Origin of the sequence: Peptoniphilus rhinitidis 1-13 (assembly GCF_000246925.1) — a bacterium.
GTDB classification, from domain to species: Bacteria; Bacillota; Clostridia; order Tissierellales; family Peptoniphilaceae; genus Peptoniphilus_A; species Peptoniphilus_A lacydonensis.
In genome coordinates, this window is sequence record NZ_BAEW01000004.1 from 1 (window position 1) to 21,970 (window position 21,970).

Sequence of the window (21,970 nt, forward strand, 5' to 3'; positions counted from 1 at the left end):
ACGTACTGTGCTCGCATATGCAAAAGCCGTTTTTTTGTTTTTGATAAAATTAAGGTATGAACAATTCATTAATTTATCAAAATAAGCTTACCTTAAATCGTTCAACTTTGCAACTAAGTTTAAACTTTACCTCACAAACTTGCTTTGATGATGACGGAAAAGTTGGTTTAATACAAGATTTAGTGTAAAGGATGGATTTAAATAAATTAATAAAATCATACTCCAATTTAGTAAGAAAATTAGCCGTCGACCCAGTCACAATGCTTCAAGTTTTAATCTATAGTTATTTAACTAGCTTATCTCAATAAATAAAGTCTTCAGATTTTTTTGATGAATCAATCATTTTCTTATACGTTTCACTTGTTCTAATGAGTTCTTCATGTTTTCCAAAAGCCTCAATTTTTCCATCTTTCATTACTATAATTTGGTCTACTCCCTCAATAGATTTCATTCTATGTGATATTATCATCACAGTTTTATTTTTTGTCAGTTTATTTAGTGACTCTTGTATAAATTTTTCATTTTCTACATCAAGAGATGCTGCAATTTCATCCAATAAAATTATTTCTGCATTTTTCAAAAAAGCTCTTGCAATAGAAATTCTCTGCCTTTCTCCACCTGATAATTTTGAACCATTTTCTCCTATTTCTGTATCATATCCTTTAGGAAGCTTTTTAACAAACTCATCACATCCTGCAAGCTCAGCAGCTTTCAGAACATCTTTATCACTTGCCTTTGAATTTCCAAGTCTAATATTTTCCATAACAGTTCCATTAAATAAAATTACATCCTGAAATACCATTGAAATATGTTTGAAAAGATCTTCTGTCCTTGCTTTTTTTATCTCTTTATCATCTACTAAAATTTTTCCAGAATCATAATCGTAAAGTCTTGCAACAAGTTTTAAAAGTGTACTTTTTCCACATCCAGAAGGTCCAACCAAAGCAGTAGTCTTACCTTGAAATGCCTTAAAAGAAATACTTTCTATTACTTTCTTATCATCTAAATAAGAGAATTCTACATTTTTTCCAACAATATCAAAAGTCTTAAATTCTTCTTTGTCTCCACTTTGAACTTCTGCATTTTTAAGTGATTTTATTTTTTCAACAGGTGAATCAATATACATTAGCTCTCCATAAAATTCATTAAAAGCTGCAACTCCATCAATAAGCCTTGCCGCTGCAAATAAATATCCTGCAAAATATAAAATATTAATCTCTCCATTTGTAAGACCCTTTAGACCAAAATAAATTACAAGTGCAAGAGATAAATTGGCGACGACATTTGCCCCACATACAGGAATTACTTGCCCGATTTCTGATTTTATATGTTGTTTTTCAAGATTTTTTACAAAATTAATTGAATCTGTCATCTTTTTTTCAGTTAAATTATAAGATTTTATTTCTGTAGATAAGTCAATTAATTCTTGAAACATCCTTGCAGATTTTCTCTGTTCTTTGTAATAAGATTTAGTGGCTTTAGTTTGCATTTTTTTTGACAACAAACTTAAAATCACCGAAAAAAGTATGGGTATAATAACAGCAAGCCCAAGTTTTACATTTCCAATTAAAAGTAAAATTGAAACAATAATAAAACTTATTATAAAACCATAAAATCCTGGGACTGCATGGCTAAGTGCGTGCTCAATAGTTTCCACATCCTTCATAATTGTTTGAGATAAATCTGTTAAATCATGTCTTGAATAAAAAGAAAGTGGAAGTTTCTTTATTATTTCAGAAATTTCAATCCTAAGATTTGCCGATTCACTATATGTTTCGTTGTATGTCGTGATATAATCTTTATTTAGTACAAGTACCATTAAGACTGCAATTATTACAAAAGAAATTACTGCAACTTTTACACTAAAATCTCCCATTCCAAGTAGTCCTTGTATAACATACATCAATAAAAACATTGGGAGCATATAAGAAAGACTTTTTAAAGTCGAATATTTAATTGCTACTACTTCGCCTTCTGCACCCTTGTCAGTGAGTGCAAATCTATTTTTCAAATAGTTTTTCATGACATCCTCCATTCATTTGCAGATTCATACAAATTGACAAATTTTTTATAAGAAGTTTCAGATTCCATTAATTCCTTATGAGATCCTCTTTCTATAATTTTTCCATTTTCAACAAAAAGAATTTCATCTACACCTCTTATTGAAGAAAGCCTGTGAGCAATCATAATTGTTGTCCTGTTTTTTATCAAATCTTTAAAAGCAACTTGAAGTTCAAACTCATTTTCTGGATCTGCTGCAGCAGATGCTTCATCTAAAATTATTATTCTAGGATCTTTTAAGAAAATTCTTGCAATGGAAACTCTTTGAGTTTCTCCACCTGATAAATCTATTCCATCTGCTCCAATAACTGAATCATACTTATCCTTAAATTTATTTATAAACTCATCACACCTTGCAAGTTTCAAGGCCTTATAAACTTCCTCATCACTTGCATCTTCTTTAGCAAGCTTTACATTTTCAAAAATAGAAATTCCAGAAAATAATTTTGGATTTTGAAAAACTATTCCAATATTTTGCATAAGAATTTCCTTTTCGTAAAAAGAAATATTTTTATTCCCAATTAAAATCTCGCCTTTGTCAACAGGATAAAGTCCAGAAATTAACTTTGCAATAGTTGACTTGCCAGAACCAGATGAACCGACTAAAGCATAAACTCTATTTTCATCAAATTTAAAAGAAAAATTTTCCAAAATTTTATTTTCTCCGTCATAAGAAAAATCTACATTTTTAAATTCAATATTATTATTTTCTATAACTTCATCACTTCCAAATTTAATTTCCTTATCGCCCATTTCAACAAATAAATTTTCGAGATTATCTACTGCTGAATTTGCTTGGAAAACATACATGGAAACATACATTATCTTCATTGTAGTTGTAAAAAACATCCCCATAAAAAGCGTGAAAAATAAAACTTTTGCACTCCAAATATAAGCATCCCCTCCATGGCTAACCATAAATATTGCAATAAAAATTGGTGCGACAATAAAAATATTTAAAAGCCACTGAAAAATCACAAAGGGAACTTTGCAAGACATAGAATATTTATAAACCATATCCTTATACTCAAGTATTGAATTATAAAGCTTTTTAAAACCAATTAATGGTGCGTTAAAAACTTTTACAACTGGCATTGCCCTCACAAATTCAACAGCTCCTGCATTCATTTCATCGAGTTTATCCATATAAACTTTCATAAAGCTTTGGTCGCCCACCATTTTTTTTATCACTATAAGGCTTAAAAGAATTATTAATACAAAAAATAATCCAAGATATAAATCAACTTTAAAGACTAAAATAAGCATTAAAATTGGCGTCAAAAAAGCCGCCGTTTGGTCTGCTATTAAATGTGCAACGATCATATGAGTTTGCTCAACATTGTTGTCTATAATTTTTCTAACTTCTCCAGAATCGTGTACATCAAAAAAATTATTTGACGCATTGAGTAAATTTTTAACTCCTTTTTCACGAAGCTTAGTTTCAAGCCTAAAACCAGCAAGGTGACTCATCCAAGTACCTAAAAAATATAAAAGACCGTAAGCAATAAATAAAATTAAAATTTTTATTACTAAACCACTAGCATTAACTAAATTTCCTTTAGAGAATACACTTTTTAATAAAATCCAAATTAAATAGTATCCATAAAATTCTAAAAATATGCCGATAGCAGTAAAAAAACTTGCTAAAAAGCCATTTACTTTCTTCTCAGGCATATATGAAAATAATTTTTTATATAACTTCAAATTAAAAACTCCTTATTCTATAATTTTTAATAAATTTAAGCAAATTATCTTTATTGTTCCAAAAAATTTTGACCTTATTATTTATCAAAAATTCTGTTATATTAATAATTATTAAAATAGTCCTAGAAATATTTTATATTAAGATCTTATCTATATTTAAACTTTTAAAGAGAATTTATTGAATCTAAAATGTTATATAATCTAAATTTATAAAAATATAATCTGTTTCGCAAGCCTCTAAAATGTTTATAATAAATACTTTGTTTACTGAGTATTTTAAAATTTTACACTAAAAAAGACTCGATTTAACGAGCCTCTCAATATTTTATAAATTATTTTTAACCTCTTAATTCTTGTCTATTTTCGTTAAGCATTTTGATTATTTCTGATAAATTCACTTGTGTATTTTCAAGTAACTCATCTGCGTAATCTCTTGCTCCTTCTCTAATTTGTGTTGATTCTTCTTTTGCAGATTTCAAAATTTCTGTTGCTCTTTCATTTGCTTGTCTAACAAGTTCATTTTCGTCAATAATTTTTTCTGAATGAGCTCTTGCAGCTGCAATAATTTTATCCGCTTCATCGTGAGCTCCATTAATTATATCATCTTTGTCTTTAGCTATTCTTTGAGCTTCTGAAATTTCTCCAGGAGTTTTTTCCTTTATTTCATTTATAATTTCTAAAAATTCATCTCTGTCTACCATAACCTTATTTGTAAGTGGTAACTGTGATGATGTTTCTACAAGATCTTCCAATTCTTCAACTAAATCAATTAAATTCATATTTTCCTCCTAAGTAATTTTTTCTTCATTGCTTCTCCTACAACAGGAGGCACGAATAAATCTGTATCTCCATCAAAAGTGGAAACTTCCTTTGCAAGCGTTGAACTGACGAATAAGTTTTCATTAGACGACAACAAAAAAACTGTTTCTACGCCATCTTTGTAGTGCATATTTGCCATTGCCAACGTGTATTCATTAAAATAATCAGAGGCAGATCTAAGACCTCTAACTATTACATTGCAATTTTTTTTCTTTGCATAATCTACTAAAAGTCCGTCAAAAGAATCAATTTCTATTCCTTCCATTCCATCTAGAACTTTATGTAATAACTCTTTTCTCTCTTCAACTGTAAATAATCCTTTTTTTGAAGTATTATCTAGCACTGCTACGATGACTTCTCCAAAAATATCCTTTGCTCTTTTTATAATGTCCAAATGTCCATTAGTCACAGGGTCAAAGCTACCCGCATATATTGCTTTCATTTATATCCCATCCGCATATAGAAATCGAAGTATTTCCATATTTTTTATTTTTTATTTCTACAAAACCCTGTCCTATTAAAAGCGATTTATCTGAACTATGTTCCACAATTAATTTTCCCTCTGATTTTAAAATTTTATTTTCCCTTATAAGCTTAAAGGATTTTTTATACAAATCACCTCTATCAAAGGGTGGGTCAATATAAATGTAATCAAATTTTATATCTAAATTTTTAATTGCCTTGTTCATATAATTTTCTATAACAACAGCCTGATTTAAAAATCTTGCTTTTTCTAAATTAGATTTAACACAGTCTATTGCTTCTTTTGAATTATCAACAAAGTAAACTTTTTCTGCTCCTCTTGATATAAACTCAATTCCATTTGCCCCACTTCCGCAGAACAAATCCAAAACTATATCTCCATCAAAGTTTTGTCCAAGAATATTAAAAACTGACTCCTTAACTCTGTCTTCAGTTGGTCTTGTATCCATGCCTTTTGGTGCTCTTAATTTTAATCCTCTTCTATTTCCCGAAATAATCCTCATAAAGCCTCCAAATTAGTTTTATTTTACCATAAGTCAATAAATATTAAAAGATATTAGTTCAAATCAGAGTAAAATTCAAGTATTTCTTTATTTAAATAAAAGTATTCTTTGCTTTCTAAATTTGGATCTTCTTTTAAAATAATTTTCACATCATCTGCTGCATATTTTAAAATCATCTCATCTCTAAAAGGATCTGCAAGTCTAAGATTTGGCATACCTGATTGTCTAGTTCCCAAAATATCTCCAAAGCCACGTAGTTCTAAATCTTTATTTGCAATATAAAATCCATCACTAGAATCTGTCATTATTTTCATTCTTTCCCATGAAATTTCACTTTTTGAAAGATTATATAAAATACAATAAGACTGATTATCTCCCCTTCCAACTCTTCCTCGAAGTTGATGCAGTGTTGAAAGACCAAATCTCTCTGCATTGTAAACCATCATTACCGTTGCATTTGGAACATTTACCCCAACTTCTACAACAGTTGTTGAAACTAATAAATTTATTTTATTATTTGCAAAATCATCCATTATTTTATTTTTTTCATCTGCTTTCATCTTCCCATGAAGAAGTCCAACTTTATAATCAATAAAAAATTTTGAAAGTTCTTCATAAACTTTTTCTACAGCCTGCAAATTTTCATAATCTTCATTTTCTTCGATCAAAGAACAAATAACATAAGCTTGTCTACCCTTTGAAAGTTCAGATTTTATAAATTCAAGAGATTTACCTAGCATATTTTCATTTATTGCAATTGTCTTTATTTGCTTTCTGCCCTTTGGCATAGTTTTTATTACAGAAATATCCAAATCAGCATAAAGAACTAAACTAAGACTTCTAGGTATAGGCGTTGCTGACATTACAATTGTGGCTGCATCTTTATTTTTATTTTGGAGCATATTTCTCTGCACAACTCCAAATCGATGTTGTTCGTCAATTACATTTACTCCAAGTTTTCTAAAAATCACATTTTCTTCTATTAAAGCATGCGTTCCTATTAATATATCAATTGAACCCATTTGAAGATTATCTAAAATATCTCTCTTTGCTTTTTTTGTCGTTGATCCAATTAAAAGTGCTACTCTAACACCAAGAGGTTCTAAAAATTCAACAAAAGATTCAAAATGTTGCTTTGCAAGAATTTCTGTCGGTGCCATAATTGATGATTGATATCCATTTAAATAGGACAGATACATTATTATAATTGCAACAATTGTCTTTCCACTTCCAACATCGCCTTGAATTAAACGATTTATTGCTCTTCCACTTTTCATGTCTGTAAAAATTTCATTTACAACATTTTCTTGACCTTCTGTTAATTTAAAAGGAAGATTATTCATAAAATCAAAAATTTCATCTTTAATTTCAAATTTTATTGCATCTCGTCTTTCATTTTGAAATTTATTTTTTAAAATGGAAAGTTCGAAGAGAAACAATTCTTCATAAATTAATCTCTCCCTAGCTTTTATATAATTTTTTCTGCTTTTCGGATAGTGAATATTTTTTATAGCTTCATTTTTATCCATGAAAGAATATTTCTCCAAAACTTCTCCAGGAAGATTTTCTTCAAATAAATTCAAATCAATAACTTGATCTATTAAATTTTCGAAAGCAAAATTATTTAGTCCTTCAGTTAAACTATAAACAGGAGAAATTTTTCCAAGTTTTTTTAAATTATGTATTTCCTCAATTTCAGGACTCGAAATGCTCACTCTACCTCTGAAAAAATCAACTTTACCATAAACTAAATATTCTCTTCCAATTTTTATTAATTTATTTAAATAAAATGCATTGAAAAATGAAATCTCCATTTCTCCACTTTCATCTTCTGCAAGAAAACTTGTGAGAGTTAGGCCCTTTCTTATTCTTCTATTTTGAAGTTTTGATATAATTTTTACTTTAAAAGTATTTTTCTCTCCAATTTTAGCACCTGAAATTTTTACAATTTTCGAACTGTCCTCGTATTTTCTGGGATAAAAAAATAAAAGATCTTCTACGCTATAAATTCCAAGTTTGTGAAAAAGTTCTTCTCTTTTGGGGCCAACTCCCTTCAAATTTTTAATAGAATCCTTTAAATTAACCATAATTTCTCCTATTATAAAAGCCCAAAGCGAAAACTTTGGGCTAAAATTTATTCTAATGAAATAATATAATAATAAATAGGTTGATCACCTTTTATCACATCAATGTCAATATCTGGATATTTTTCTTCAATTGCTTCTTGTACCTTTTCTGCATCTTCTTCTTTCACGTCTTCCCCATAAAATAAAGTTACAAGAGAAATATCCTCGTTCATAAGTTTTTCCACAGTTTCAACTACAACATCATTTACTTTTTTTCCACTTGAAACAATGTCCTTTGAAGCAATACCAATTATGTCATCTTTGTGAATTTCTTTTCCACCCATTGTAGTATCACGAACGGCATAAGTTACAGAAGCGTCAATTACACTTCCTATTGCGTCTATCATATTTTCTTTATTTTCTTCCTTTGAAGCATCTTCACTAAATGCGAGCATCGCAGCAATACCTTGTGGCACAGATTTGGATGGAATCACAATTATTTCCCTATCTGAAATATCTCTAGCTTGTTCTGCAGATAAAATTATGTTGCTATTATTTGGAATTAGATAAATTACTTTCCCGCCAACTTTATCTACTCCCTTTAACAAATCTTCTGTCGACGGATTCATTGTCTGTCCGCCAGCTACAACATAATCGACTCCAAGAGATTTAAAAGTTTCAGTCATTCCACTGCCCATAGAAACAGTTATAAAAGAATAATCCTTTTCTTTTATTGTTTCTTCCTCTTCTTCTCTCTTTTTAGCTTCAAGGACTTCGCTGTCATCAAACAAAATTTCCCTATGTTGATATCTCATGTTGTCAATTTTTATATCTTGAAGAAGACCAAGCTCGCAAGCATGTTGCAAAACAATTCCAGGATCATTTGTGTGAACATGAACTTTAATAATGTGACTTCCGCCACCACCCACAACAAGAAGACAATCTCCAAGAGGAGAAATTTTTTCTCTAAAAGCATCTATATCTTCATAATCTGTATTAATAATAAACTCAGTGCAATATCCATATTTAATAGATTTATCAGCCTCTGTAAATTGAATTTCCTTTTGTGCTTTTCTCTTTAAAGTTTCATCTTCACTTTGGTCATCAATATTTTCTCCCTTTAAAACTTTAAGTGCACCTTCGAGCAAAACGACAAGACCTTTTCCGCCTGCATCAACTACTCCTGCTTCTTTTAGTACAGAAAGATGATTTGGCGTGTTATCAAGAGATTTATTTGCTTCTACAATCACATCTTCTAAAAATAAAACTATATCTTCAGACTTTTTATAATGTCTAATTGCAAAATCAGCAGTTTCTCTTCCAACTGTCAAAATTGTTCCCTCAATAGGCTTCATAACAGCTTTATAAGTAGTTTCACTCGCTTTTTTAAAAGCATGAGCAACATCAGAAGTACTGGCTTCATCACATTCATCTAGACCTTCGGCAAAACCTCTTAAAAGTTGAGAAAGAATTACGCCACTATTACCTCTTGCTCCCATAAGTGCTCCACGAGCAGCCGCAGATGAAACATCACTTACCGAAAATTCACCTTCTAAACCATCAATTTGTTTTAAGGCAGATTTTGAGGTAAGGCTCATATTTGTTCCTGTATCTCCGTCTGGAACAGGAAACACATTCAGAGCATTGACCTCTTCCTTTCTGGATATTAGATAATTTACAGCCCCTTTAAAAACTTCTCTTAACAAAGGACCATTAATTTTATTTATTTCCAAAATCTTACCTCCACTACTTCAGTCTAATACCTTCCACCAAGACTTCAATATTATCTACTTCAAGTCCTGTCAAATTTTGAATATTAAACTTAACTCTTTCTATAATATTTTCACCAACAGTAGAAATCTTCACTCCATATTCTAGAATTACGTGAAGTTCTATTCTGATTTCATTTTCTTCAGTATTTACAACTATTCCCTTTGAAAGATTTTCGAATCTCAAAAGCTCAAAAATACCATCTGCGGCATTTTTTGATGCCATTCCAACAATTCCGTAACTTTCCATAGCTGAAATTCCAGCTATATTTGCAAGTACGCTATCCTCTATTACAATATTTCCAAGTTCTCTATTAATAATTGCCGGCATTAGGGCACCTCCTTATCTTTTTTATTATATCAGAAATTTTAAAAGATTAACAGAATTTGAGGAATTACTTTGTAAAAAATAATAAATTAGTGTAAAATAAAAACATATCGAAAAAATATTTGCACTTAGCAACAATTTTTGATAAAATATTGTTTGCTTAATAACTAAAGGAGGTGCGTTATGGCTAAAAGATGTGAAATTTGTGGAAAAGAAAAAACATTTGGAAATAAAATTTCTTTCTCTCACTCTCGTTCTAACAGAAGCTGGTCTCCTAACCTTAGAAAAGTTAAAGCTATCGTTAATGGATCACCTAAAAGAATATATGTGTGCACTAGATGTTTAAGATCTGGTAAAGTTAAAAGAGCTATATAAATTAGGGTCTTAAAAAAAGATCCTTTTTTATACTCCAATTTTCAAAATCTTTATTTTTAATTTAATTACATAGTATTTTAATCTTCCAAATTTATTGGGGGATTTTTTAATTTATATAAAAATCAATAAAAAAGTTGTGCTTAAAAGTAACACAACTTCAAACAAATTTATTTAGTTTTAATCTATGGACTTAATTATAAAAGCAGAACCACTATTTATTATAATAGTTGCCTCATCTTCTAAGATTTCATTGCTCACTGCACGACCTGGATTGTAATTATTTATTTTCAAATTTTCAACTTCATAAAAAAGTCCTTTTGTAGAAAAATTTAAAGATTCTCCTGCATTTATTAGAGAAAAATATTTTTTGTCTGACTTTTTAAATTTATATTCTCCTTCTTTAACATAAATCACTTCATTATTGTCATCAATTATTTTTGCACAAATTCCTTTATTATAAAGTTTTTTTAGAAGAAAAAGATTCGCTAATTCGTGATCAAGCCTTGTCCCAAGTGCCCCTAAAATCACTATGTCCTCATATTTCTCATTAATCAAATAATTAATGCATAATTCTGTGTCAGTCGCTGCTTTTTGCGAAGGAAATTTTAAAAATTTTATATTGTTTTCTCTAACATATTTAAGAGATTCATTTCCAATGGAATCTAAATCCCCTAGTAAAAGATCCCCCTTTAAATTATATTTTCTAAGAAGTCTTGCACCTCCATCTGCAACTAAAACAAAACGATTCTTTTTATACTTTTTTATTAAATCTTTGGAAACCTCTCTACCACCAGTTATTAAAAGAGCTCTTTTCATAAAATTTCCTTAAAAGATTTTATATTTTCTCTAGTTTTATCTTTTTCAAAAATTGCAGACCCAGCAACTAGAATATCTGCTCCTGCATCCAAAATCTCTTTTGCATTATCAAGTTTTACTCCACCATCAACTTCAATTAAAGTTTCTAAATTTCTTTTTTCAATTATTTTTTTTATCTCTTTAATTTTTCTAAGAGAAGATGGAATAAATTTTTGTCCACCAAAACCTGGATTTACACTCATTACAAGAACTAAATCTAGTTTTTCCAAATTATAATCTAAAACTTCTAAGCTATCTCCAGGATTGAGTGCAAGCCCTGTTTTTTTACCAAAAGATCTTATTATAGATAAAGTTCTATCTAAATGTTTTGTTGTGCTTGGATGAATTGTAATAATCTCTGAACCAGATTTTACAAATTCTTCAATATAATTTTCAGGTTTTTCAATCATAAGATGTGTATCAAAGGGTATTTCTGTTAAAGGTCTTAAACTTTTTACAATCCCTGGACCATAGGAAATATTTGGCACATAATTGCCATCCATTATGTCTAGATGAATGAAGTCGACTTTCTCCTCATTCAAAATTTTAAATTCTTTTTCTAAATTTGTAAAATCTGCTGAAAGTAGTGAAGGTGAAATCATTAGTATTCTCCTCTTTCTTTTAATTCATTGTAAATATACTTGTAATTTTCGTATCTTGACTTTTCTATCTGTCCCTTTTCAACTGCGTATTTTACAGCACATTTAGGTTCTTTTATATGATTACAATCGTTGAATTTACAATTACTATAATCTTTAAATTCTCTAAAATAATTTTTAAGTTCTTCATTGTCTATATCTAATTTCAATGAAGAAAAACCTGGTGTATCGAAAATATAAATGTCATCTCCATATAAGATTTCTGTATGCCTAGTTGTATGTCTGCCTCTCTTAGTCTTTTCAGAAACTTTTCCAACTTCAACATCTCTATTTAAAATTAAAGATGTTATTGTAGATTTTCCAGCACCACTTACTCCACAAAAAGCAACAGTTTTTCCCTTTAAATATTTCTTTAACAAATTTACACTTTTCTCGTCATCTTTTGAAATCAAAAAAGTTTTAAATCCAGAATTTTTATAGATTTTTTCTAAATTATCTGCATCCTCTTTATTTAAATCACATTTATTAATTGCAATTGCAACATCAATTCCTTGGTGCTCTGCTTGTACTATAGTCTTATCTATTATCATAAAATTGTATTTTGGATCCATTACTGGTATCACTATGAGAGCCAAATCTACATTGCTAACTTTTGGTCTTGTGAGTATATTTTTTCTGGGATATACTTTTTCAATATATCCCAGAGTTTTTTCTTCATATTTAAATTCTACATCATCGCCTACTATTGGTTCTACTTTTAAATGTCTAAAATTTCCTCTAGCTCTAGTTTCAAAAATTTTATCTCCAGACTTAATATAGTAAAATCCTCCAGTGAGCTTTATAATTTTTCCTATCATTATTTTATCGTCTCTGTTTTAGCAATATTGCCATCAACGTAAATATTGTATTCGCCTGGACCAATTAGTTCAACAGTTGTCGTTTCACCAGAATCTATATTGTAATTCCAAACAGACTGTGCACTAATTTTATTTCCCTTTGCATCTTTAACTCTTTCTGCAGTAACTTTGTGAGTTTCTCCATCATCGGGAACTTTAACTTTTACATTATTTACTTTATTGTATCCATTTTCATTTTCTTCAGTAGTATCTTCATTTTCTTCTTCATCATCAGATGCACCCTTTGAAATATATAGAGTAACTGTTGAACCCTTTTCAACTGTTTCTCCTGCTTTAGGATCCATATCATAAACTTGTCCTTCGGCAACCTTATTGCTATTTCCATTTTCAATTACAACTGTAATTCCTAAACTCTTTAATTGATTTACAACTACGTCTTGATCCATTCCTTTGTAATCGCTTAATACAACTGGAGTTTTGTCAACTCCTTTAGAAATTATAACCTTTACAGCTGTACCTCTCTTGACAGAATATCCTCCATCAGGATTTGAATAAATAACTTTTCCCTCTTCAACTTCTTCATTAAATTCTTCTTCAACAGAACCGAGCTTTAATGAATTTTCTTTTAAAGTTTTTTCTGCTTCTTCCTGTGTAAGACCTTTTAATGGTGGAACTGGAACAGAATCTGGAAGTTCATTTATTGCTAGTTTAACAGTAGAACCTTTTTCCACTTCGCTTCCCTTTTCTGGATTTTGTTCCAAGACAACTCCATCTGGTTTATTTTCATCTTCTACTGTACTTACATCTAATACAAGACCTTGTGCTTCAATTAATTCTTTTGCTTCTTCTCTAGTTTTTCCTATATAATTTTCTACAACAATTTTTTCAACTTTATCATCACTTTTCATTCCTTTAATAGCCTTTGGCACTACGTAAATTAGAAGAGCAATAATAATTATTGCCGAAAAAACTCCAAGTATTGCAGGTGCAACTGATTTTTTCTTTTTTACAACTTTTTTTGGTTTGCTTTTTTTATTATTATCTGTTCTATTTAAATTATTTCTTTCCGATCTTCTACTTATTGGTGGTGTAACAACAGTTCTATCATCATCTTCTTCATAACTTCTATTTACAGTAAAAGTTTTTGCACCAATAGTATAATCCTTAATATCTCTAATTAAATCAAAAACATCTTCGTATCTATCATTTGGATCTTTTTCTGTCATCTTTAAAACAAGTGCATCAACAGAAGGATCTATACTTTTTATATAATCAGAAGGCTTTGGCATCTGTGATTGAACTTGCATAAGTGCAACAGAAACAGGATTGTCTGCATCAAAAGGAAGTCTTCCTGTCAACATCTCAAAAAGAACAATTCCAAGAGAATAAATATCCGATCTATTGTCAACTTTAGCTCCTCTTGCTTGTTCTGGTGAAAAATAATGGACAGACCCCATTACAGCATTAGTCGCAGTTACAGTAGTGTTGTCTGCTACTCTTGCAATTCCAAAGTCTGTAACTTTTATTCTATCATCTCTAGTTACCATTATATTTTGTGACTTGATATCTCTATGGACAATATGTTTTGAATGGGCAACTTTTAATGCTTCTGCAATTTGAATACAATAATTTAAAGCTCTTTTTTCAGAAAGTCTACCTTCGTCATTTATTAAATCTTTTAAAGTTTTACCATCAATATATTCCATTACAATGTAGTGAACTTCTTTGTCATCTATTTTCTCAGTTCCAACATCATAAATACTTACAATGTTTGGATGAGAAATGCTCGCAGCAGCAAGAGATTCTCTCTTAAACTTCCTTATAAAGTTATTATCCTCATTGTACTCCAATTTCAAAACTTTTATGGCAACAATTCTATCTAACTTTCTATCGTGAGCTTTAAAAACATTGCCCATGCCGCCTGTTCCGATCTTTTCTAATATTTCATATCTATTTGCTAAAATTTTATTTATCATTGTACACCTACTCATTAAATATTAAAATAAATGTAATATTATCTAAGCCACCATTTTCTAGTGCAAGATTAAGAAGAACATCCTTTGCAACTTCTGGAGTATTCTCTTTTACTATTTTAAAAATTTCTTCATCAGAAATCATATTTGTAAGCCCATCAGAGCAAAATAAAAATATGTCATCTTTTTCTATTTTCAAGGTATTGACATAAACATCCAAAGTTTCTGTGGTTCCAAGAGCTTTTGTAAGTACATTTTTCTTGGGATGATTTTTCGCTTCTTCTTCAGTTATATCTCCTATTTCGATTAAGTAATTTACAAAGGAATCATCCCTTGTCAACTGTTCAATACCTTTATTTATTTTATAAATTCTTGAATCTCCAATATTAGAATACACTAAAACATCTTCAAGAACAAAACCCGCTGAAACTGTTGTCCCCATGCCTCTGTAATCTTCATTGTTTTCTGAACTTTCAAAAATTTCTTTATTTGCATTTTTTATTGAAGACGATAAAATCTCTATTACATCTTCCGTCTTTCTTATATTTTTATTTTTTTTGAAATGTGACGCTATAATATCGGTTGCCATTTTGGAAGCTTTTTCACCCGCCAAATGGCCGCCCATTCCATCAGCTAATATATATAAATTTTTTGAATCATTCACAAAATAACTGTCTTCATTATTTTTTCTATAATTTCCAACATTTGTTGCTGACACTACTCTCATTATTTCACCTCAACTTTGCGCCTTAGTTGTCCACAAGAAGCGCTAATGTCCTTCCCAAGTTCTCTTCTAATAGTCACATTAAAACCTTTTTTTTCAAGTTTAGTCTTAAACTCTATTATCTCAAACTTAGAAGGTCTTTTTTCATCAAATTCATCAATAGGATTAAGTGGTATTAAATTAATATTACATTTAATATTTTTAGCAAAATCATAAATTTCTTCTACGTTTTTATCATTATCATTTTGATTTCTTATAAGGGTGTACTCGAAAGTAATCCTATTGTTTGTCTTGTTAACATAATATTCCAAAGAATCCTTTAATTCTTTTAAATTATACCTTTTATTTATTGGCATTAAACTAGATCTCTCAAAATCGTTTGTTTGATGCAAACTTACGGCAAGATTTATTGGAATGTTTAAATCAGCCAATTCATAAATTTTATCTGCAACTCCACAAGTCGAAATTGTTATATTTCTATAACTTGTATTGTGCCCCTTTTCATCGTGTAGAATTTTAATAAATCTTATAACTTCATCAAAATTGTCAAGCGGCTCTCCACTTCCCATTAAAATAAAATTTGAAACCTTTATATTTAATTTATTTTCAATTTCATAAATCTCTCTTAGCATCTCTGCTGCAGTTAAATTTCTAATAAGTCCGCTTTTTGTTGAAGCACAAAAATCACATCCCATTCTACATCCAACTTGAGTAGAAATACACTGAGCATAGCCATATTTGTACCTCATTAAAACTCCTTCAATTAAATTTTTATCTTTTAATTTAAATAGAAACTTTTTAGTATCATCAAGCTTCGAATCATAAATTTTATAAATTTCTGTATTATTTATTTCTTCCTTTTCTATTATAGAGAGAGCCTTCGCCGAAAGATTTGAATTTTCTACATCAATCCTCTTTTTATCATGAAAAAATGTAAAAAGTTGTGTCCCTCTAAAAGACTTTTCACCATTCTTTTCAAAAAAATCGCAAAGTTCATCTAAGTACATAGAATTTAATTCCATTAAATCACCTATTCATTTATTTATTATATCATTAGATATGAACAATAAAAATAGATTTAATAAAATTAATTATATACAAAAAAGGCTGTGAAAATCACAACCCAATTTTTTCTAGAAGTACAATTGAAAATCCATCTGTATCATCAACAGAAGGAAATAATTTTAAAACTTCTTTATTTCTTAATTTTTTTATTTTAAAATTTTCATTTTCTTCTAAAAATTTATAGACTACATCTTCATTTTCTATTTTTGAAAGAGAACAAGTGGAATATACTAAATGTCCACCCAACTTTAAATAATTTTTTGCATTTTCTAAAATTTTAAGTTGAATTTCTGAAAGATTTTTTAAATCTTTTATGTCCTTATTCCACTTTATATCAGGTTTTTTTCTATAAAGTCCCGTTCCAGAGCAAGGTGCATCCACTAATACATAATCAAATTTATCCAAAAAATCTTTATTTAAAATTTCTGCATCATTTACAAATGTTTTTATGTTTTTAACGCCAAGCCTTCTTGCGTTTTCTTCAATTAATTTAATCTTCTTTTTTGACTTATCACAAGCTACTATTTCTCCTGTATTTTCCATTATTTCAGCAAGATGAGTGCTCTTGCCACCTGGCGCTGCGCATAAATCTAAAACTTTTGAGTCTTTACTTGGATTTAAAAAAGTTGAAACTAAAATAGATCCCAAATCTTGAACATAAAATTCTCCATTTTCAAAATATTTTGTATCAATAATTCCCCTTGGATTTAAAATATTTATCGCATTCTTAAAATTTGTATCTTCTATCTCAAATCCATCATTAGTTAAACTTTTTATCAATTCCTCTCTATTTGTCTTTAAAGTATTTACTCTAATCGTAAAAGAAGGCTTTTCATTATTTGCCTTCAAAAGCTTTTTCGTAAAGTCTTCTCCATAATTATTATAAAAATACTCTGTATAAAATTTTGGATGAGAATAAAATGTAGACAAATTGTCTATACTGTTTTTTATCTTTACTTGTGGTACATCTTCTTTTGAAATAGCTCTAAGAATTCCATTTGTAAAAGCTATCGATCCCTTATTTCCATAAATTTTTGCAAGATTAACAGATTCATCTACAATAGAATATTCTGGAACTTTGTCCAAAAAATACATCTGATAAATTGCCATTTCTAAAATAGAAAGAATTATCCTGTGAATTCTATTAAATTTTATTTTAGAATTTATTTTTATCACATAATCTAAATAACTTCTATTGCGAACTACTCCTGTAGTTATCTCCTTTACAAAATTATAATCCCTCTCATCAATTCTTGATTTCTTTAAAATTTCAAGAGATTCTTCTAAAAATGCCCCCTTATAGAGGACATCGTTAAGTATTAATAATGCTTTTTCTCTTGTGCTTTTCATCAATCTCTTCTTCCAAAAATACTTAAAAGTCTTAAAAATTGTCCTATTGCTACAATTGTTGATGCAACATAAGTAAGTGCTGCTGCATCTAAGACTTCTTTAGTTCCAACTAAATCTTCTTCTGTTATTATTCCATTTGCAAGTTCTTTCTTTGCTCTGTTAGATGCGTCAAACTCAACTGGAAGTGTTACAATTTGAAATAAAACTGCAAAGAAAAATAAAGCTATACCCAACTTTGTAAAAAATACTGAAAAGAAAAAACCAAGTATTATTAATATAAAGCTAAGTTGTGTCCCTAGATTTGCAAGTGGAACTAATGCAGCTCTGAACTTTAAAGGTACATATTCTACTGAATCTTGAATTGCATGTCCAACTTCATGTGCTGCAATAGAAACTGATGCAACTGAATTTTTGTAATATACATCTCTCGATAAATTTAAAGTTTTATCTCTTGGATCGTAGTGATCAGACAATTCTCCATCTACTAAATTTATCTCTACGAAATTAAGTCCATTTCTATCTAAAATTTTTCTAGCAACTTCTGCTCCACTTAAATTTGTGGATGATCCAACTTTTTTGTATTTTTCATACGCAGAACTTATCTTAGCCTGTGCATAAAAAGCAAGTATTAGTCCTGGTAAAATATAAATAAAATAACTGTAATCATAGTAATAATATGACCCAAACATTATTTCCCTCCTATTAAATAATTTTCTTCAAACTTATTTCCACGCAAAAAATCTTCTATTGCCATGACTCTTTTACCTGGAGCTTGTATTTCTTTTACAGATATTGCTCCATCGCACGTTTTTATTATAAGTTCATCCTTCGCCTTTAAAATTTTTCCTGCTTCTTTTTCTAAATTACACGAAACAATTTCTGCGTCAAAAACTTTATAAATTTTGTCATTGTAACTAAATTTTGCACCATAATGAGGAGAAAGGCCTCTTACTTTATTTACAATATTTTTTGAAGTATCATCAAAATCTAATTTTAAATCATCCTTTAAAATCTTATGAGCATAGGTTTTCTTAGAATCATCTTGCTCTTTGAATTTAACTTCTCCTTTTTCAACTTCTTTTATAAACTCTTCTAAAAGTTCTGAACCCATTTTGGAAAGCACTTTTTCTAACTTCCCAGCATTCATTTTATTTATTTTAATTTCTTTTATGGAAGAAACTGCCCCAGAATCAAGTCCTTCTTCAACTTTCATAAGGCTAACTCCACTTTTTTCATATCCTTCCATAATTGCCCTATTAATTGGAGCTGCCCCTCTAAGTTTTGGCAAAATTGATGCGTGAACATTTACAATATATTTTGGGATTTCTATTAACTCCTTTGACAAAACTTGTCCATAGGCAACTACAACAATTATATCAGGGCTTACTTTTTTTATCTTTTCTAGAGATTCTTTAGAATTAACATCATGAGGTTGAAAAACTTCTATGCCAAGTTCTTCTGCTTTTACTTTTACAGCTGTCTTTGTTACTTTCTTCCCTCTTCCCTTTTTTTTATCCTCTTGAGAAATTACAAGAGAAATATCTCCAAGACTATTTAACTTTTCTAAAATAGGAACAGAAAACTCAGGCGTTCCCATAAAAATAAATTTCATTAGTCCTCCTCATCTTTAGCTTCATACATTTCTATTGCTTTATCTGTGTATAAAATTCCATCGAGATGATCCATTTCGTGTTGAATTATGCGAGCAAGAAAATCTTCTGCCTCCATTATTTTCTCTTCTCCAGTCAAATCGTTGTACTTAACTTTTATATTTTTTGCTCTTTTTACAGTCCCCTGTTTTCCTGGAATAGAAAGACATCCTTCCATAGAGATTTCTTCGCCTTCTTTTTCCAAAATAACTGGATTTAACATATAGAATCTTTTGTTTTCTTCTTCATCTCTATTATCAACTACAATTAATCTTTTTAAAATTCCAACTTGAGGAGCAGCAAGTCCAACCCCATAAGCTACATCCATAGTTTCATACATATCATCAATTAAAACTTCTAATCTATTATTAAAATTCGCAACTATCTTTGACTTTTTTCTAAGTATTGGATCTTCATCCGTTCTTATTTTTCTTATTGCCATTTAATCACCTAAAACTCTATATTTAAAAATATTTTACTGTCGTCATTTATTTTACTATTAATAATTACCCTTTTCAAAACTTCTATTAACAAATTCATATCCTTTGGCTTTACTTTCACAGAAAATTTTGTCCTGTTTATTTTTTTTATCTTCGGAAGTTTTATAAAATTTGTCACCATTAAATCTATATTTTTTATATCACTTTTCATTTGTTTTAAAAATCTCTCTGCCCAAATATAAGTCAATTTTTCTTCATAAGAAGAAAATTCAAACTCAATTAATTTCATATAAGGTGGATACAAAAATAACTTTCTCTCAGAAATTTCATATTCATAGAAATCTTTATAATCACCATTTGCAGAATACTTTATAATTTCACTATCTGGACTATAAGTTTGAATTATTACTTCCCCTTTTTTTGAAGAGCGACCAGCTCTTCCTGCTACCTGTGTTACAAGCTGAAAAGTTTTCTCTTTTGCCTTATAATCAGAAATATAAAGGGACAAGTCTGCAGCAACTATTCCAACAAGTGTAACATTTTCAAAATCAAATCCTTTTGACACCATTTGAGTTCCAATAATTATATCTGCTTCTCTATTTTTTACAATATCATAGAAATTTTTAAAAGAATCTTTCTTAGTAGTTGTATCTCTATCCATTCTCACAACTCTAACTTCTGGAAATAATTTGTTTACTTCTTCTTCAACTTTTTGTGTACCAATTCCAAATTGTTTTATAAACTTCGAACCACAGTTTGGACAAACTTTTGGTACTTCTTTTGTACTTCCGCAATAATGACAAATTAATCTATTCTTTGATTTGTGATAAGTCATAGAAATATCACAATTATCACATTTTATAACCTCTCCACAAGATCTACACGAAATAAAATTAGAAAAGCCTCGTCGATTTAAAAATAAAATAATTTGTTCTTTTTTTTCTAATTTATCTTTTATTGCATCTCTTAATTCCCTGCTAAAAATAGAAATATTCCCCATTAAAAGCTCATCTCTCATGTCCACAATTTTCGTATTTGGAAGAAAGGCTCCCTTTTTCGCCCTATTTTTCAATTCACAAAGATTGTAATAACCTTTTTTTGCATAAAAATAACTTTCAATAGACGGTGTTGCAGATCCAAGTAAAACTTTACCTTTCCCTTTCATTCTGTGTATAGCGACCTCTATTGTGTCATATTTTAAATTGTCGTGAAATTCATAAGAAGAGTCGTGAGATTCATCTACAATTATCATTTTTAAATTTTTAAAAGGCACAAAAACTGCACTCCTAACTCCTACAACAACTTTAACATCACCATTTAAAACTTTTCTATACTCATCGTACCTCTCTCCAGAAGAAAGTTTTGAGTGAATGATTGCAACATTTTTTCCAAATCTTCCTTTAAATCTCTCTATCATTTGAGGAGTCAATCCAATTTCTGGCACTAAAACTATTACTTCTCCACCATTTTCTATAACTCTTGAAGCAATATTTAAATAAACCTCTGTCTTCCCACTTCCTGTTAGTCCATGAAGGAGTGTCACAACTTTTTCAGTTTTTTCTATACTTTTTAATGCTCTTTGCTGTTCTTCATTTAGAGATATATTTTCAGAACTAAAATTATTTTCATCTGGTTCTCTTTTTATTTCTTTTTTAAATTCAGTAATTATTCCTTTTTTTATTAAAGTCTTTATAGGTGAATAAGAAATAGAAAGGCTCGTCATGACTTCTATTCTTGAAACTTCTTTTTTATCTTTTATAAAATTAAATACAGTTCTCTGTTTCTCACTTATATCTTCTAAAAACTTAGAACTAAAATTTTCTGATATCTTTAAAAAATTTTCCCTTTTAGGCTTTACTAAAACTAAAGAATCATATTCATATTTTAAAAATCCTTTGGAATGTAATTTTTTTACAATTTTCTTTTGATCAATATTCAAATCTTCATAATATTTATTTAGGTCAATAGAATTTAATAAAATTAAATCTTCTCCTGTTGGATAATCTTCTATAATAATTTTTTTCTTAATCTTTTGCAAATTTCCAGGAGGAAGAATTGGAGAAAACGCTTTTGAATATCCTATTAAGTATCTATTTTTCATCCACAAACCAAGTTCAATTAAATCCTTAGATATAATTGGTTCGTCGTCTAAAACAGAATCTACTTCTTTTAAACTTTTCTCATGTTCTCCTGAATAATCTTTATACAAAAAAAGTATGATGCCAACTCTGTAACTATTGCCAAAACTTACAAGAACTCTCATACCTTCTTTAACATCATCTTTTACAATGTAAGTATAAAGTTTATCAATTTTTTGAAAATTATTTTCTATAAAAATATCTGCAAACAA

The 21,970-nt window shown here is 29.2% G+C and carries 20 protein-coding genes; 1 reads left to right on the top strand and 19 read right to left on the bottom strand.

Annotation, left to right across the window (positions count from 1 at the left end):
• Positions 1–301: 301 nt before the first annotated feature.
• From RH95_RS03840 to RH95_RS03875, 8 genes are all read right to left on the bottom strand, one after another.
• Entirely contained in the window at positions 302–2,023 is a 1,722-nt protein-coding gene (locus RH95_RS03840) for an ABC transporter ATP-binding protein (protein ID WP_010244664.1), read from the bottom strand.
• Positions 2,020–3,765, bottom strand: coding sequence for an ABC transporter ATP-binding protein (locus tag RH95_RS03845; RefSeq protein WP_010244667.1), 1,746 nt, complete (start codon positions 3,763–3,765; stop codon positions 2,020–2,022). Before RH95_RS03845 ends, RH95_RS03840 begins: the two co-directional genes overlap by 4 nt.
• Before the next feature lie 338 nt (positions 3,766–4,103).
• A complete protein-coding gene (locus RH95_RS03850) occupies positions 4,104–4,544 on the bottom strand; it encodes an ATP synthase subunit B family protein (RefSeq protein WP_010244669.1) in 441 nt (146 codons plus the stop codon).
• Positions 4,541–5,026: a pantetheine-phosphate adenylyltransferase gene (coaD, locus tag RH95_RS03855; protein WP_010244672.1), complete on the bottom strand. Its 486-nt coding sequence runs from the start codon at positions 5,024–5,026 to the stop codon at positions 4,541–4,543. Before coaD ends, RH95_RS03850 begins: the two co-directional genes overlap by 4 nt.
• Positions 5,004–5,570: a 16S rRNA (guanine(966)-N(2))-methyltransferase RsmD gene (gene rsmD, locus RH95_RS03860; protein WP_010244675.1), complete on the bottom strand. Its 567-nt coding sequence runs from the start codon at positions 5,568–5,570 to the stop codon at positions 5,004–5,006. Before rsmD ends, coaD begins: the two co-directional genes overlap by 23 nt.
• A gap of 53 nt (positions 5,571–5,623) precedes the next feature.
• On the bottom strand, positions 5,624–7,657 hold the full coding sequence (recG, locus tag RH95_RS03865) for an ATP-dependent DNA helicase RecG (RefSeq protein ID WP_010244679.1): 2,034 nt from the start codon (positions 7,655–7,657) through the stop codon (positions 5,624–5,626).
• Positions 7,658–7,704: 47 nt separating this feature from the next.
• Complete coding sequence (locus tag RH95_RS03870; protein WP_010244681.1) at positions 7,705–9,369, bottom strand: fatty acid kinase ATP-binding subunit FakA; 1,665 nt, start codon at positions 9,367–9,369, stop codon at positions 7,705–7,707.
• Between the two features lie 13 nt (positions 9,370–9,382).
• Positions 9,383–9,736, bottom strand: coding sequence for an Asp23/Gls24 family envelope stress response protein (locus RH95_RS03875; RefSeq protein ID WP_010244685.1), 354 nt, complete (start codon positions 9,734–9,736; stop codon positions 9,383–9,385).
• Between the two features lie 180 nt (positions 9,737–9,916).
• On the opposite strand from RH95_RS03875, the gene rpmB reads away from it, so the two are divergent.
• Positions 9,917–10,108, top strand: a complete 192-nt coding sequence (gene rpmB, locus RH95_RS03880; RefSeq protein ID WP_010244687.1) for a 50S ribosomal protein L28 — start codon at positions 9,917–9,919, stop codon at positions 10,106–10,108.
• Positions 10,109–10,285: 177 nt separating this feature from the next.
• Here rpmB and RH95_RS03885 read toward each other — a convergent pair whose 3' ends face one another.
• The 11 genes from RH95_RS03885 to priA form a co-directional block, all read right to left on the bottom strand.
• Positions 10,286–10,924: a thiamine diphosphokinase gene (locus RH95_RS03885; protein ID WP_010244690.1), complete on the bottom strand. Its 639-nt coding sequence runs from the start codon at positions 10,922–10,924 to the stop codon at positions 10,286–10,288.
• Positions 10,921–11,565, bottom strand: coding sequence for a ribulose-phosphate 3-epimerase (gene rpe / locus RH95_RS03890; protein WP_010244693.1), 645 nt, complete (start codon positions 11,563–11,565; stop codon positions 10,921–10,923). Before rpe ends, RH95_RS03885 begins: the two co-directional genes overlap by 4 nt.
• Positions 11,565–12,419, bottom strand: a complete 855-nt coding sequence (gene rsgA, locus RH95_RS03895) for a ribosome small subunit-dependent GTPase A (RefSeq protein ID WP_010244696.1) — start codon at positions 12,417–12,419, stop codon at positions 11,565–11,567. The genes rpe and rsgA overlap by 1 nt, the downstream gene beginning before the upstream one ends.
• Positions 12,419–14,395 (bottom strand): Stk1 family PASTA domain-containing Ser/Thr kinase, encoded by a 1,977-nt coding sequence (gene pknB, locus RH95_RS03900; RefSeq protein WP_010244699.1) that lies wholly within the window; start codon positions 14,393–14,395, stop codon positions 12,419–12,421. Before pknB ends, rsgA begins: the two co-directional genes overlap by 1 nt.
• A 7-nt stretch (positions 14,396–14,402) precedes the next feature.
• Positions 14,403–15,119, bottom strand: coding sequence for a Stp1/IreP family PP2C-type Ser/Thr phosphatase (locus tag RH95_RS03905; RefSeq protein ID WP_010244701.1), 717 nt, complete (start codon positions 15,117–15,119; stop codon positions 14,403–14,405).
• The gene (gene rlmN / locus RH95_RS03910; protein ID WP_010244705.1) at positions 15,119–16,138 is read right to left on the bottom strand and encodes a dual-specificity RNA methyltransferase RlmN; all 1,020 of its coding nucleotides are present in this window, start codon (positions 16,136–16,138) and stop codon (positions 15,119–15,121) included. The genes RH95_RS03905 and rlmN overlap by 1 nt, the downstream gene beginning before the upstream one ends.
• A gap of 94 nt (positions 16,139–16,232) precedes the next feature.
• Positions 16,233–17,531 (bottom strand): 16S rRNA (cytosine(967)-C(5))-methyltransferase RsmB, encoded by a 1,299-nt coding sequence (gene rsmB / locus RH95_RS03915; RefSeq protein WP_010244707.1) that lies wholly within the window; start codon positions 17,529–17,531, stop codon positions 16,233–16,235.
• Positions 17,531–18,220, bottom strand: a complete 690-nt coding sequence (locus tag RH95_RS03920; RefSeq protein WP_010244711.1) for a zinc metallopeptidase — start codon at positions 18,218–18,220, stop codon at positions 17,531–17,533. The genes rsmB and RH95_RS03920 overlap by 1 nt, the downstream gene beginning before the upstream one ends.
• Complete coding sequence (fmt, locus tag RH95_RS03925; RefSeq protein WP_010244714.1) at positions 18,220–19,143, bottom strand: methionyl-tRNA formyltransferase; 924 nt, start codon at positions 19,141–19,143, stop codon at positions 18,220–18,222. Before fmt ends, RH95_RS03920 begins: the two co-directional genes overlap by 1 nt.
• Positions 19,143–19,622 carry a peptide deformylase gene (gene def, locus RH95_RS03930; protein ID WP_010244716.1) on the bottom strand — a complete coding sequence of 160 codons (480 nt, stop codon included), beginning with the start codon at positions 19,620–19,622 and terminating at the stop codon, positions 19,143–19,145. The genes fmt and def overlap by 1 nt, the downstream gene beginning before the upstream one ends.
• A gap of 8 nt (positions 19,623–19,630) precedes the next feature.
• On the bottom strand, positions 19,631–21,970 hold the full coding sequence (gene priA, locus RH95_RS03935; RefSeq protein ID WP_010244721.1) for a primosomal protein N': 2,340 nt from the start codon (positions 21,968–21,970) through the stop codon (positions 19,631–19,633).